This is a genomic window from Streptomyces sp. NPDC001536, assembly GCF_042894505.1.
Classification (GTDB): domain Bacteria; phylum Actinomycetota; class Actinomycetes; order Streptomycetales; family Streptomycetaceae; genus Streptomyces.
In genome coordinates this window covers 146,528-158,731 of sequence record NZ_JBIAVQ010000005.1, presented here as the reverse complement: position 1 = coordinate 158,731, position 12,204 = coordinate 146,528, and the positions used below count along the sequence as shown (strand labels likewise).

Genomic DNA, 12,204 nt, shown 5'->3' with positions numbered 1-12,204 from the left:
GGCCGGGGGACACCCTCGGCCGGACCCGTGACGGCTACAGCGCCTGAGCGGCCGGCTTCACCATTCCGCGGACCGTGCGGGACTTCACGAAGTCACCCATCGCCGTCATCTCCCACTCGCCGGAGAACTGGCGGATCAGCTTGGCCATCATCACGCCGGTCTGGGGCTCGGCGCCGGTGAGGTCGAAGCGGACGAGCTCCTCGCCGGTCGTCGCGTCCAGCAGCCGGCAGTAGGCCTTGGCGACCTCGGTGAACTTCTGCCCGGAGAAGGAGTTGACGGTGAAGACCAGTCCGCTGACCTCCTGCGGCAGCCGTCCGAGGTCGACGGTGATCACCTCGTCGTCGCCGCCGCCCTCGCCGGTGAGGTTGTCGCCGGAGTGGCGGATGGCGCCGCCCACGATCTGGAGCTTGCCGAAGTAGCAGCTGTCGATGTGGTTGCGCTGCGGGCCGTACGCGATGACCGAGGCGTCCAGGTCGATGTCCTTGCCGCGGTACGCCGGCTCCCAGCCGAGGCCCATCTTGACCGAGGAGAGCAGGGGGCGGCCGCCCTTGACGAGGGACACCGTCTGGTTCTTCTGGAGGCTGACACGGCCCTTGTCGAGGTTGATCTTCCCCGCGCCCGGGGCGTGTGCGGGCGGCGGCGGGGGAGTGGCCATCGGCGGGGCGGGCGGGGTGACGGGGGTCTGGACGGTGGGCTGCGGCGGGGCGGCGGGGGTGACGGGGGCGGCCGGCTGGGGCGGAGCCACGGGGGCCGGTTCCTCCACGCTCACGCCGAAGTCGGTGGCGATGCCGGCCAGGCCGTTGGCGTAGCCCTGGCCCACCGCGCGCGCCTTCCACGCTCCGTTGCGCAGGTAGATCTCCACGACCACCAACGCCGTCTCGCTGCCGAGCTGCGGGGGTGTGAAGGTGGCCAGGACGGAGTTGTCGTCGGCGCTGCGGATCGTCGCCGTCGGTTCGATGCCCTGGAAGGTCTGGCCGGCCGCGTCCGGGCTGGCGGTGACGACGATCTTCTCGATGCCGGGCGGGAGGGCGGCGGTGTCGACCACGATCGCGTCCGGGGCGGTGCCGCCGCCGGAGCGGTACGTCACGCCCGGGCCGTTGGGCTGGTTGTAGAAGATGAAGTCGTCGTCCGAGCGCACCTTGCCGTCGGCGGTGAGCAGCAGGCTCGATACGTCGAGCCGCACCGGGGCGGCGACGTCCACCGTCACGCGCGCGGTGGAGAGAGGGATGTTCGAGCCGGGGGTCATAGCTGTCATGCCCCGTGAACGATCGAGCCCGCTTTACCGTTCCCTTACCCGCGGCCGAACGGTTCAGCGGCGGTTTCTGGGGTGGTTGCGGGCGGTGCGTTCGTTGCCGCGCTTGTAGTTTCCGGTCCAGCGGGCCATCACGAGCTGGGGGTCGGAGGAGGACTCGACCTCGGCGAGGAACTGTGCGGCTCTTGGGCCGTGGAGGGTGGTGGCGGGGCGGTTGTGGTGGGTGATGTGAACGGTTCCGTTGGTGTGGGCCTCGTAGTGGAATCCTTGGGGGCTTGGCATGCGGGGATGGTAGGGGGCCGGTGGGGGCGGGCCCCAATGGTTTTCGCCCCCGCCGCCCCTACCCGTCCCATCCCTGGGGGCTGCGCCCCCAGACCCCCGCTTCGGCCCTGAAGGGGCCTCGTCCTCAAACGCCGGACGGGCTGAAGGATGCGGACCGGCGTCGAGAGGCGAAGCCCCTGGCGGGTGGGTGGGGGTTCGGGACGGTGTGGCCTTGTCCTCGGACGCCGGACGGGCTGGAGATGGCTGAGCTGAATTCAGCCCCTCCGGCGTTTGAGGAGCGGGGTCCAGGGGGCAGCGCCCCCTGGGAACGGGGTCGAAGGGGCGGCGCCCCTGGGGATGGGAACGGGTAAGGGCGGCGGGGGCGAGAAAAGTCCCCTACGGAACCACCACGATCTTCCTGCCCACCCCCGCCGCGAACTGGTCCAGCGCCGCCGGGTACCGGTCCAGGGGGATGCGGTCGCTGATGAAGATCTCCGGGTCCAGCACACCGTTCGCGAAGAGTTCCGCCGCCCGCTCGAAGCTGTGGAGGACCGCCATTGAGCCGGTGATGGTGATCTCCTGGTTGTAGATGCGGTACGGGTCGATCGTCACCCGCGTCGCGTAGTCGGCCACGCCGAACTGGAGGAAGGTGCCGGCCTTGGCCACCCGGTCAAGGCCGTCCTGGATCGCCGCCGCGTTGCCCGTCGCGTCGACCACGAGGTCCCAGCCCTGAGGACGGTCCAGCTCGTCGGGGCTCGCGGCGGAGGCCGAGACGCCGAGGCGGCGGGCTGTTTCCAGGCGGGTCGGGTTCACGTCGACCATGTCGACGCTGGCCGCACCGGTCCGCTTCGCAAGCTCCAGCATCATCAGGCCCATCGTGCCGGAGCCGTAGATGAGGACGTGGGCGCCGAGGCGGGACTGGAGGACGTCGTAGCCGCGTACCGCGCAGGACAGCGGTTCCACCAGGGCCGCGTCCTGTGTGCGGACGTGTTCGGGGAGCCGTACGCAGTTCGCCACCGGAGCGACCGCGTACTGGGCCGCGCCGCCGGCCGTGGTCACACCGATCGCCGCCCAGCGTTCACAGAGGTTGTTGTGGCCCGTACGGCAGTACCGGCACTCGTAGCAGTACAGGGACGGGTCCACCGCCACCCGGTCGCCCACCGACAGTTCGGTGACCTGCTGGCCGACCCCCACCACCTCACCCGCGAACTCGTGCCCCGGCACGATCGGCAGCTTCGGCGCGAACTCGCCCTGAAGGATGTGCAGGTCGGTACCGCACAGCCCGCACGCGGCGACCTCGACGACGACCTCGCGCGGACCCGGCGTCGGGTCCGGGACCTCGGCGACGACGGCACGGCCCACGGACTCGATGACGGCGGCCTTCATTTCACGGCTCCCAGAGACAGGCCCTGGACCAGTTTGTCCTGGGCGGCGAACCCCGCGGCGAGCACCGGCAGGGAGATGACGAGCGACGCGGCGCACACCTTCGCCAGGAACAGGCCCTGGCTGGTGATGAAGCCGGTCAGGAAGACAGGGGCGGTCTCGGCCACCACTCCGGTCAGGACACGGGCGAACAGCAGCTCGTTCCAGCTGAAGATGAAGCAGATCAGGGCTGTCGCGGCGATTCCGGGGAGGGCGATCGGGGCCACCACGCGCGCGAGGATCGTCGGAAGCCGCGCCCCGTCCACCCTGGCCGCCTCGATGATCGCCACCGGCACCTCGGCCAGGAACGACTGCATCATCCAGACCGCGATCGGCAGGTTCATCGAGGTGTAGAGGATGACCAGCAGCCAGATGTTGTCGAGCATGTCCGTGTTCTTGGCGAACAGGTAGATGGGCAGCAGACCCGCCACCACCGGCAGCATCTTCGTCGACAGGAAGAAGAACAGGACGTCCGTCCACTTCTTCACCGGTCGGATCGACAGCGCGTACGCCGCCGGGAGCGCCAGGAGCAGGACGAAGGCCGTCGACGCCAGCGACGCCACCGTCGAGTTGATCAGCGCAGGCCAGGGACTCGCGCCGCCGCCCGTGCCGAAGAACTCGCGGTAGCCGTCCAGGGTGAGGGCGGCCCCGAAGGAGGGCGGGTTGGTGGCCGCGTCCGTCTCCGAGTGGAAGGACGTCAGGGCCATCCACGCGATGGGGAGGAAGAACGCCACCCCCAGGAGCCAGGCCAGCAGTCCCAGGCCAACGCCCTTACGGCGTACGGTCATTGCACTCATGCCCGACCCGCCTCCTCACGGAACAGGGACGACACCACGCGCAGGGCGAAGGTCGCGATGATGATCGAACCGATGACCACCAGGACGCCCGCGGCCGAGGCGAGGCCGTTCTCATGGGCCTGGTAGAAGCTCTGGTAGACGGTGTAGGGCAGGTTCGCCGTGCCCAGTCCGCCCGAGGTGATCGTGAAGACCGCGTCGAAGTTCTGGACGATGTAGATCGAGCCCAGCAGGGCGCCCAGCTCCAGGTAGCGGCGCAGATGCGGGAGCGTCAGATGGCGGAAGATCTGCCAGTCGCTCGCGCCGTCCACCTTCGCCGCCTCGATCTGCTGGGGATCGCGGCTCTGCAGGCCCGCCAGCAGGATCAGCATCATGAACGGGGTCCACTGCCAGACCAGCGAGGCCTCGACCGCCAGCAGCGGGGTGTTGGAGATCCAGTCAGGCTGTGGGCCGCCCACATAGTGCAACAACCCATTGAGCAGGCCGTATTCGGGGTTGTAGAGCACATGCTTCCAGAGCAGGGCCGCCGCCACGGGGACGACGAGGAAGGGGGCGATGAGGAGGGTGCGGACCACGCCCCGGCCGCGGAAGCGGCGGTCCAGCAGGAGGGCCAGGGCGAGGCCCAGCACCAGGCTCACCAGGACCACCGTCGCCGTCAGCAGGATGGTCGTCCACACCGAGTGGCGCAGGTCCGCGTCCGTCAGGACCTGTTGGTAGTTGTCGAAGCCCGTGAAGTGCCGGGCCTCGGGGTACAGGGCGTTCCAGTCGAAGAACGAGATCACCAGCGTGGCCACGAACGGGAGCTGGGTGACCACGATCATGAAGATCAGGGCGGGCAGGAGCGGGGCCCGGGTGGCCCAGTTGCGCAGCCGGGCCGACGGTGGGCGGGCGGTGCGTACGGGAGTCGCGGCCACGGGGGCCGTCGTTGTCGCTGTCATCGTCCCTCGTACTCCTCGGAGATCTTCTCGGCGAGCCGCTGGGACTTCTCCAGCGCCGACTCGACCGACTGGCGTCCGGCGATGGCCGCGCTGATCTCCTGGGAGACCTTGGTGCCGAGATCGGTGAACTCGGGGATGCCGACGAACTGGATGCCGGGCGCGGGGCGCGGCTGCACCCCCGGGTTGTTGGGCCGCGCGCCTTCGATGGCCTCCTTGGTCATCTCCTGGAAGGCGGCGGCCTCTTTGACGTACGCCGGATTCGTGTACGTCGACGCGCGCTTGCCGGCCGGGACGTTGGACCAGCCGATCTGGTCGCCGACCAGCTGCTCGTACTGCTTGCCGGAGGCCCAGGACACGAACTTCCAGGCCTTGTCGGGGTTGCGGGAGGCGTCCTGGATGCCCCAGGCCCAGGTGTAGAGCCAGCCGGAGGACTTCGTCTCCTCGACGGGGGCGGGGGCGTAGCCGACCTTGCCCTTGACGGGGGAGTCCTTCGCCTCCAGGGAACCGGCCGCGCTCGTGGCGTCGTACCACATGGCGACCTTGCCCTGGGTCATGTTGTTGAGGCACTCGGCGAAGCCGGACTGGGGCGCTCCCGACTCACCGTGCTCACGGACCAGGTCGACATAGAACTTCGTCGCCTTCTCCCACTCGGGGGAGTCGAGCCGGGCCTTCCAGTTCTGGTCGAACCAGGTGCCGCCGAAGGTGTTCACGACGGTCGTCAGGGGCGCCATCACCTCGCCCCAGCCCGGCAGTCCGCGCAGACAGATGCCCTTCATGCCGTCCTCGGCGCCGTCCACCTTCGCGGCCAGGTCGGCCACCTGGGTCCAGGTGGGGTGGGCCGGCATCGTCAGACCCGCCTTCGCGAAGACGTCCTTGCGGTACATCAGGAAGGAGGACTCGCCGTAGAAGGGCTGGCCGTAGAGCTTGCCGTCGTCGCCGGTCAGGGACTGGCGCATGGGCTTGAGGACGTCCTTTTCGTCGTACGCCGGGTCCTTGGCGACGTAGGAGTCCATCTCGTGCAGCCAGCCGTTGCGGGCGTAGATCGGGATCTCGTAGTTGGAGAGGGTGGCCACGTCGTACTGGCCCGCCTGGTTGGCGAAGTCCTGGCTGATCTTGTCGCGGACGTCGTTCTCGGGCAGGACGGTGAAGTTGACCTTGATGCCGGTCTCTTCGGTGAAGCGGGGGGCGAGTTTCTGCAACTCGGTCATCTGGGGGTTGTTGACCATGAGGACGTTGATCGAGTTGCCGCCCGCCCCCGCCCCGCCGGCTCCGACCCAGCAGCCGGAGAGCAGCGGGGCGAGCAGCGTCCCTGCGGCGGCCAGGGCGAGCGTGGCTCGCGGTGGCCGTCGTCGGCTCTGGGTTCGCATGGATCGCTCCTGGACTTATGGGGAGATAAAGGGCACGGCACGGTATGACGTGCCGCATTAAGTGGTGGGTTGGGTTTTCGGACGCGCACCGACGGGTGCGTTGGATTTTCAGACGCGGATGACCTGAGGCCCGAGCAGTGAGTAGCGGTGGGCCTCGGACGTGGGGAGCAGTGTGCTCGTGACGATCGTCTCCAGCGCGCCGATCTCCGCGAACCGGCAGAAGCTGACCGCCCCGAACTTGGTGTGGACGCCCGCGAACACCGTGCGGCGCGCGGCCCGGATCGCCTGCGCCTTGACCTCGCTGACCGCCGGGTCGGGGGTGGTGAGGCCGTGTTCGCGGGAGATGCCGTTGGCGCCGATGTAGGCGAGGTCGAGGACGAAGCCGGCGAGCATCTTCGTCGTCCAGTGGTCGACGGTGGCCAGGGTGCCGGGGCGGACCCGGCCGCCCAGCAGCAGCACGGAGGTGTTCTCCGCCTCGGCGAGGGCGCCCGCGACCGGGAGGGACGCGGTGACCACGGTCAGGGGGCGGTCCCGGGGCAGGGCCTCGGCGATGAGCTGCGGGGTGAAGCCCTCGTCGACGAAGACCGTCTCGGCGTCCCCGAGGAGTTCGGCCGCGGCGGTGGCGATGCGGCGTTTCTCGGGGACGTGGCTGGTGGCGCGGAAGGCGAGCGTCGTCTCGAAGCCGGCGCTCTCCACGGGGTAGGCGCCGCCGTGGGTGCGGCGGACCAGGCCGTGGTCCTCCAGGGCGCGGAGGTCTCGGCGCACGGTCTCTTTCGCGACGCCGAGTTGGGTGGCGAGGGTGTTGACGTCCACGGCGCCCGTGGTGCGGGCGGCCTGCACGATCTCCCGCTGGCGTTCTTCCGCGGTTCTGGTCATTCGGTCACCCGCCTTCCTGTCATGGTGCCCGTTCGGGCCGTATGCAGGAAGTTGTACAGCGGGGACGGGGCGGTGACCAGGTCTGTTACGAGGGGGATGCTGACCGGATGTGCCCGTTCGGGCAGGGGGCGCCCATGAGCTCGGCGACTGCGGTTGTCGTGCGGCTGCGGGCCCGTCGTGGCTGGTCGCGCCCCGCGGCGGAGCTGCTGATGTCACAGCCCCGCGCCCCTGGACGTGGCGCTGCGCGCCACGATCCACGGCGCTCGCCATGCCCGTATCAACCTGCGGGCCGGTCCGTTCTGTGACCGTCAGTACGGCCAGATCGGCGGGTCGCTCACGAAGTGGCCGCCCAGGTAGGTGTGGGCGATGTTCTCCGGGTCCAGTTCGCCCTGCTCGGCGATGAGCTTCTCGGCGTACTGCTCGGAGTCGTCCTGGGGGTCGTAGCCGATGGCCCGGGCGGTGCTGAGGTCCCACCACAGGCGGGTGTTGGCGGAGGAGCCGTAGACGACGGTGTGCTGGACGTTCTCGGCGGTCAGGGCCGCGTGGAAGAGGCGGGCGCCGTCGGCCGGGCTCATCCACACCGAGAGCATGCGGACGCTGCTGGGCTCGGGGAAGCAGGAGCCGATGCGTACGGACACGGTCTCCAGGGCGTGCTTGTCCCAGTAGAGCTGAGCGAGGTCCTCGCCGAAGGACTTGGACAGGCCGTAGAAGGTGTCCGGGCGGTGCGGGGTGTCGATGGGGATCAGCGGGGCGTCGCCCTGGGGGCGGGGGGTGAAGCCCACCGCGTGGTTGGAGGAGGCGAAGACGATCCTCGGCACGCCCTCCTCGCGGGCGGCCTCGTACAGGTTGTAGGTGCCCTCGATGTTCGCCCGGAGGATTTTCTCGAAGGAGGCTTCCAGGGAGATGCCCGCGAGGTGGATGATCGCGTCGACGCCCCGGACGGCCTCGCGCACGGCGTCCTTGTCGGCGAGGTCCGCGACGATCGCGTCCGGCTCGCCCTCGATGGGCAGCAGGTCGAGGATGCGCAGCTCGTAGCCGTACCCGGGAAGCAGGTCCCGCATCAGGGTGCCGACGCCGCCGGCGGCGCCGGTGAGCAGAACGGTGCGGGGCGTTGGCATCCTCGGTTCTCCTTGGATCGACGGCCGTAAGACTGCTCGGTATTCACATTCGTGGACAAGTTAAGGATCATCGCCGTGCCTCGTCAAGGGTGGTGCTACGCGAGTTCAGAAATGTAAACTCTGATCAGAATCCCGCACGCCTCTGATTCTCGACCCAGGGAGAGCCCGTGACGACTGCCGACCTCGCCACCCGACTCGGCATCCCCAGCGGGCCGCTGTTCTTCCCCGTCACCGCCTTCGCTCCTGACGGCTCGGTCGACCTCGACGTCTACCGCGCGCATGTGCGCCGCGGGGTCGAGGCCGGAGCCGCCGCCGTCTTCGCGTGCTGCGGTACCGGGGAGTTCCACGCGCTGACGCCCGAGGAGTTCGAGGTGTGCGTACGGGCGGCCGTGGCGGAGACGGCGGGACGTGTGCCGGTCGTCGCGGGCACCGGGTACGGCACCGCGCTCGCCGTGCGCTACGCGAGGCTGGCGGAGGCGGCCGGCGCGGACGGACTGCTCGCGCTGCCGCCGTACCTCGTGATCGCCGGGCAGGAGGGTCTGCTGCGGCACTACAAGGAGATCGCGGCGGCCACCGCGCTGCCCGTGATCGTCTACCAGCGCGACAACGCCGTGTTCACCCCGGACACCGCGGTCGAACTGGCCCGCACACCGGGGATCGTCGGCCTCAAGGACGGCCTCGGCGACCTCGACCTCGTCCAGCGGATCGTCAGCGCCGTGCGCACCGAGGTCCCCGGTGACTTCCTCTACTTCAACGGCCTGCCGACCGCCGAGCAGACCCAGCTCGCCTACCGCGCGGTGGGCGTCCCGCTCTACTCCTCCGCCGTGTTCTGCTTCGCCCCCGAGATCGCCCTCGCCTTCCACGGGGCGCTGGAGTCGGGCGACCTGAGGACGGCCGATCGCCTCCTGGACGGCTTCTACCGCCCGTTCGTCGAACTGCGCGCCCAGGGCCGCGGATACGCCGTCGCCCTGGTCAAGGCCGGTGTCCGGCTGCGCGGGCTCGACGTGGGGGAGGTCCGGCCGCCGCTGCACGAGCCGACCGAGGACCATGTGAAGCAGCTCGCCCAGATCATCGAGCGAGGACACGCGCTGCTGGAGGAGGACACCAAGTGAAGGCGTCGACATTCGTCTACCCCTGGGACGTCAACGGGGACCCGGAGGCCGCCGAGCGCATCGCCTCCCTCGGTGTGCGGCAGGTGACGCTCGCCTCCGCCTACCACTCCACGCGCGCGTTGACGCCCCGCCACCCGCGCCACCGCATCGTCACCGCCGAGCACGCCTCCGTGCTCTACCCCGCCGACGACCGCTGGCGGGGACGCGAACTGCGCCCGTACCCGGCCGGCGACTGGGCGCCCGGTGACGCGTTCGGCGAGGCGGCCGCCGCGCTGACGCGGGCCGGCCTGGAGGTGCACACCTGGGTCGTCCTCGCCCACAACTCCCGCCTGGGCGCCGAGCATCCGGACACCTCGGTCGTCAACGCCTACGGCGACCGCTACCCGTGGGCCCCCTGCATCGCCCAGCCCGCCACGCGCGCGTACCTCGTCGACCTGGCCGCCGAGGCCGCGGTGCGGCCGGGCGCGCGCGGCACCGAACTGGAGTCCCTCGGCTGGTACGGCCTCCAGCATCTGCACGCCCACGACAAGACCGGCGGGGTCGGTCTCGGGGACGCCGGGATGTATCTGATGGCGCTCTGCTTCTGCGCGGTCTGCCGGGAGGGCTACGGCGCCCAGGGCCTGGACGCCGACGAGCTGGCGGCCGCGGTACGGGACGCGCTGGAGCCGCTGTGGCAGGGGGCGCCGGACGACGGCGACTGGACAGGGGTCGAGAAGCTCCTCGGCGCCTCGGTGGCGGCGGCCACGCGCGCGTGGCGCGACGAGACCGCCCGCACGCTCCAGGAGACGGCGGTGGCGGCGGTGCGCGCGGCGGCTCCCGACGGTTTCCAGGTCCTGCTGCACGCCGACCCGGTGACGTACCACGTCGGCGCGAACGCCGGCGTGGATCCCGCGCACATCCTCTCCGTCGCGGACGGCGTGGTCGTGCCGTGCGCGGGCGGACCGGGCCTGCTGACACCGTTCGCCGAGCAGGGCCGGCAGGGGGCGGTGATCGCCGCCAACTTCGGGGTGGTGTCGGGGATGGGCGGCAGTCCGGGCACGCTGGTGGAGGACGCTGCACGTGCGCGTGAGCTGGGGGCCACGGAGATACGGCTCTATCACGCGGGGTTGGCCTCGGACGGGGACCTGGAGCTGGTGCGCGCGGCGCTCGCCGGCCTCTGAGCGGGCGGTACCGCCGTCAGCAGTCACAGCCCGCCCGGGACCGCCGCCGTGGAGACGGTACGGCCCGGCAGCGCGTCCGGTGTCCCGCGCTGTACGGCGGTGAGGCGGAGGCCGGCGTCGCGGGCGCGCAGGACGGTCGAGGGAGGTGCCAAGCCAGGAGGGGTGCGGGGACCGGGCAGGTGCCCGAGGGCGATGAGTTTCGGGTCCGGGGCCGGTCCATCCCTCATACGGACCTCTGAGGAGACACGCATGACCGACTCACCGCTCGACCTCGGCCCCCAGACCCGCACTCTGGCGCGCCTCGCCCAGGCCGTCCGGGACGAGCAGCTGACGGACCCGACCCCCTGTCCGGACATGGCGGTCCGCAATCTGCTGGGCCACCTGCTGGGCCTGTCTGTCGCCTTCCGTGACGCCGCCCGCAAGGACCTCGGCCCCACCACAGACACCGCCCCCACCGCAGCCGTCCCGGATATCGGCCCCGGCTGGCGCGAGGAACTGCCGAAGGTCCTCGACGAGCTCGCCGACGCCTGGCGCGACCCGTCCGCCTGGACCGGAATGACCCGCGCGGGCGGCGTCGACCTGCCCGGCGAGGTCGCCGGAGCCGTCGCGGTCGACGAGCTGGTCGTCCACGGCTGGGACCTGGCCCGCGCCACCGGTCTCCCGTACGACCCGCATCCCGTCGCGCTCCAGATGTCGTACGACTTCCTGCTCGCGGCCGCCAAGGAGGGGGACCGGGGCGGTGGCATCTTCGGCCCCGTGGTCCCGGTGCCGGACGGCGAACCGCTCCTCGACCGGGCCGTCGGGCTGAGCGGGCGGGACCCGGGGTGGCGGCGGGCTTGATCGCGGGCGCGGGGGAGGAGCCGACGCCTGCCCTCCTTCGGCTCTGATTGCAGGCGCGGGGGAGGAGCTGACGCCGACCCTCCCTCGGCACTGATCGCAGGCGCGGGGAGGAGCCGACCCCCACTCTCCCTCGGCCTTAATCGCAGGCGCGGGAGAGGCGTCGGCGCCTACCCTCCCCGCATGTCACTCACCCTCACCGTCCTCGGTACCGCCTCCCCCCACCCCGGTCCGGACACTCCGTGCTCCGGCCATCTGGTGCGGGGAGGCGGTGCCGAGGTGTGGGTGGACGCCGGGACCGGGACCTTCGCCGAGTTGCAGCGGCACACCGATCCGACACGGCTGAGCGCGATCTGGATCTCGCATCTGCACGCCGACCACTACGCCGACCTCACGGCCGCGTTCTACGGCTTCGCGTACGGCGGACTCACCCTGCCCGCGCCGATCCCGGTGTACGCGCCGCGCGACTGCGCCCCGCGCCTCGCCGGGTTCTTCGGACGGCCGGACACCGACTTCCTGAGCGGCGTCTTCGACTTCCGGCCGCTGTACGACCAGCACGTGGCCCGACACGGCGACCTCACCCTCGTCTCCCGTTCCGTCGTGCACGACGTCGAGGCTTACGGGCTGCGTGCCGAGAGCGGCGGACGGACTCTCGCGTACTCCGGGGACACCCGTTCCTGCCCCGCACTCGTCGAACTCGCCCGCGACAGCGACCTGTTGCTCTGCGAGGCCGACATCGATGCGCATCGCGATGGCGAACAGGTTCACCTGACGCCCGAGGACACCGGTGGCGCGGCACGAACAGCGCGGGCCCGACGGCTGCTTGTCACCCACGTAGGCCCCACCCTTACGCCCGCGGACGCCACCGCGCGCGCCGCCTCCGTCTTCGGCGGCCCCACCTCCGCCGCCCGCGTCGGCGAGACGTACACCGTCTGAACGCTCCGGTCGGCAACCTCAACTTCCTTTGTCAGAAGCATTGACGAAACACGGGCCCCCTCCTACCTTCAACGCGTCGTACTTCGTACGTCATATATGAGACGCGATACGTGAGATCCGATACGCGAGAT

Annotated in this window: 13 protein-coding genes; 4 read left to right on the top strand and 9 right to left on the bottom strand. The window is 70.6% G+C overall.

Annotation, left to right across the window (positions count from 1 at the left end; genetic code table 11):
* Positions 1-34: 34 nt before the first annotated feature.
* The 8 genes from ACFY0U_RS16185 to ACFY0U_RS16150 all read right to left on the bottom strand — a co-directional run bounded on the left by ACFY0U_RS16185 (position 35) and on the right by ACFY0U_RS16150 (position 8,028).
* Entirely contained in the window at positions 35-1,246 is a 1,212-nt protein-coding gene (locus tag ACFY0U_RS16185) for a TerD family protein (protein WP_388636257.1), read from the bottom strand.
* Between the two features lie 63 nt (positions 1,247-1,309).
* The gene (locus ACFY0U_RS16180; RefSeq protein WP_388635646.1) at positions 1,310-1,534 is read right to left on the bottom strand and encodes a hypothetical protein; all 225 of its coding nucleotides are present in this window, start codon (positions 1,532-1,534) and stop codon (positions 1,310-1,312) included.
* A gap of 375 nt (positions 1,535-1,909) precedes the next feature.
* Complete coding sequence (locus tag ACFY0U_RS16175; RefSeq protein ID WP_388635644.1) at positions 1,910-2,899, bottom strand: zinc-dependent alcohol dehydrogenase family protein; 990 nt, start codon at positions 2,897-2,899, stop codon at positions 1,910-1,912.
* The gene (locus ACFY0U_RS16170) at positions 2,896-3,723 is read right to left on the bottom strand and encodes a carbohydrate ABC transporter permease (protein ID WP_388636255.1); all 828 of its coding nucleotides are present in this window, start codon (positions 3,721-3,723) and stop codon (positions 2,896-2,898) included. Before ACFY0U_RS16170 ends, ACFY0U_RS16175 begins: the two co-directional genes overlap by 4 nt.
* Before the next feature lie 5 nt (positions 3,724-3,728).
* Entirely contained in the window at positions 3,729-4,667 is a 939-nt protein-coding gene (locus tag ACFY0U_RS16165; RefSeq protein ID WP_388635642.1) for a carbohydrate ABC transporter permease, read from the bottom strand.
* Entirely contained in the window at positions 4,664-6,034 is a 1,371-nt protein-coding gene (locus ACFY0U_RS16160) for an ABC transporter substrate-binding protein (RefSeq protein ID WP_388635640.1), read from the bottom strand. Before ACFY0U_RS16160 ends, ACFY0U_RS16165 begins: the two co-directional genes overlap by 4 nt.
* A 108-nt stretch (positions 6,035-6,142) precedes the next feature.
* Positions 6,143-6,910, bottom strand: coding sequence for a DeoR/GlpR family DNA-binding transcription regulator (locus ACFY0U_RS16155; protein WP_388635638.1), 768 nt, complete (start codon positions 6,908-6,910; stop codon positions 6,143-6,145).
* Positions 6,911-7,218: 308 nt separating this feature from the next.
* Complete coding sequence (locus ACFY0U_RS16150) at positions 7,219-8,028, bottom strand: NAD-dependent epimerase/dehydratase family protein (RefSeq protein WP_388635636.1); 810 nt, start codon at positions 8,026-8,028, stop codon at positions 7,219-7,221.
* A gap of 167 nt (positions 8,029-8,195) precedes the next feature.
* Between ACFY0U_RS16150 and ACFY0U_RS16145 the strand changes: the two genes are divergently transcribed.
* Together ACFY0U_RS16145 and ACFY0U_RS16140 are read left to right on the top strand one after the other, a co-directional pair.
* Positions 8,196-9,140: a 5-dehydro-4-deoxyglucarate dehydratase gene (locus ACFY0U_RS16145; RefSeq protein ID WP_388635634.1), complete on the top strand. Its 945-nt coding sequence runs from the start codon at positions 8,196-8,198 to the stop codon at positions 9,138-9,140.
* Positions 9,137-10,300 carry a hypothetical protein gene (locus ACFY0U_RS16140; RefSeq protein ID WP_388635632.1) on the top strand — a complete coding sequence of 388 codons (1,164 nt, stop codon included), beginning with the start codon at positions 9,137-9,139 and terminating at the stop codon, positions 10,298-10,300. Before ACFY0U_RS16145 ends, ACFY0U_RS16140 begins: the two co-directional genes overlap by 4 nt.
* A gap of 23 nt (positions 10,301-10,323) precedes the next feature.
* On the opposite strand, the gene ACFY0U_RS16135 is transcribed toward ACFY0U_RS16140, so the two are convergent.
* The gene (locus ACFY0U_RS16135; RefSeq protein WP_388635630.1) at positions 10,324-10,452 is read right to left on the bottom strand and encodes a hypothetical protein; all 129 of its coding nucleotides are present in this window, start codon (positions 10,450-10,452) and stop codon (positions 10,324-10,326) included.
* A 97-nt stretch (positions 10,453-10,549) separates the two neighbouring features.
* On the opposite strand from ACFY0U_RS16135, the gene ACFY0U_RS16130 reads away from it, so the two are divergent.
* Together ACFY0U_RS16130 and ACFY0U_RS16125 are read left to right on the top strand one after the other, a co-directional pair.
* Complete coding sequence (locus ACFY0U_RS16130; RefSeq protein ID WP_388635628.1) at positions 10,550-11,140, top strand: TIGR03086 family metal-binding protein; 591 nt, start codon at positions 10,550-10,552, stop codon at positions 11,138-11,140.
* A gap of 180 nt (positions 11,141-11,320) precedes the next feature.
* On the top strand, positions 11,321-12,073 hold the full coding sequence (locus tag ACFY0U_RS16125; RefSeq protein ID WP_388635626.1) for an MBL fold metallo-hydrolase: 753 nt from the start codon (positions 11,321-11,323) through the stop codon (positions 12,071-12,073).
* Positions 12,074-12,204: the final 131 nt, after the last annotated feature.

What these genes read in the sequence shown, in the direction of transcription:
- ACFY0U_RS16160 (WP_388635640.1), bottom strand. Translation starts at nt 6,034, where the DNA reads ATGCGAACCCAGAGCCGACGACGGCCACCGCGAGCCACGCTCGCCCTG.
- ACFY0U_RS16150 (WP_388635636.1), bottom strand. Translation starts at nt 8,028, where the DNA reads ATGCCAACGCCCCGCACCGTTCTGCTCACCGGCGCCGCCGGCGGCGTC.
- ACFY0U_RS16125 (WP_388635626.1), top strand. Translation starts at nt 11,321, where the DNA reads ATGTCACTCACCCTCACCGTCCTCGGTACCGCCTCCCCCCACCCCGGT.
- ACFY0U_RS16170 (WP_388636255.1), bottom strand. Translation starts at nt 3,723, where the DNA reads ATGACCGTACGCCGTAAGGGCGTTGGCCTGGGACTGCTGGCCTGGCTC.
- ACFY0U_RS16185 (WP_388636257.1), bottom strand. Translation starts at nt 1,246, where the DNA reads ATGACCCCCGGCTCGAACATCCCTCTCTCCACCGCGCGCGTGACGGTG.
- ACFY0U_RS16155 (WP_388635638.1), bottom strand. Translation starts at nt 6,910, where the DNA reads ATGACCAGAACCGCGGAAGAACGCCAGCGGGAGATCGTGCAGGCCGCC.
- ACFY0U_RS16165 (WP_388635642.1), bottom strand. Translation starts at nt 4,667, where the DNA reads ATGACAGCGACAACGACGGCCCCCGTGGCCGCGACTCCCGTACGCACC.
- ACFY0U_RS16180 (WP_388635646.1), bottom strand. Translation starts at nt 1,534, where the DNA reads ATGCCAAGCCCCCAAGGATTCCACTACGAGGCCCACACCAACGGAACC.
- ACFY0U_RS16175 (WP_388635644.1), bottom strand. Translation starts at nt 2,899, where the DNA reads ATGAAGGCCGCCGTCATCGAGTCCGTGGGCCGTGCCGTCGTCGCCGAG.
- ACFY0U_RS16130 (WP_388635628.1), top strand. Translation starts at nt 10,550, where the DNA reads ATGACCGACTCACCGCTCGACCTCGGCCCCCAGACCCGCACTCTGGCG.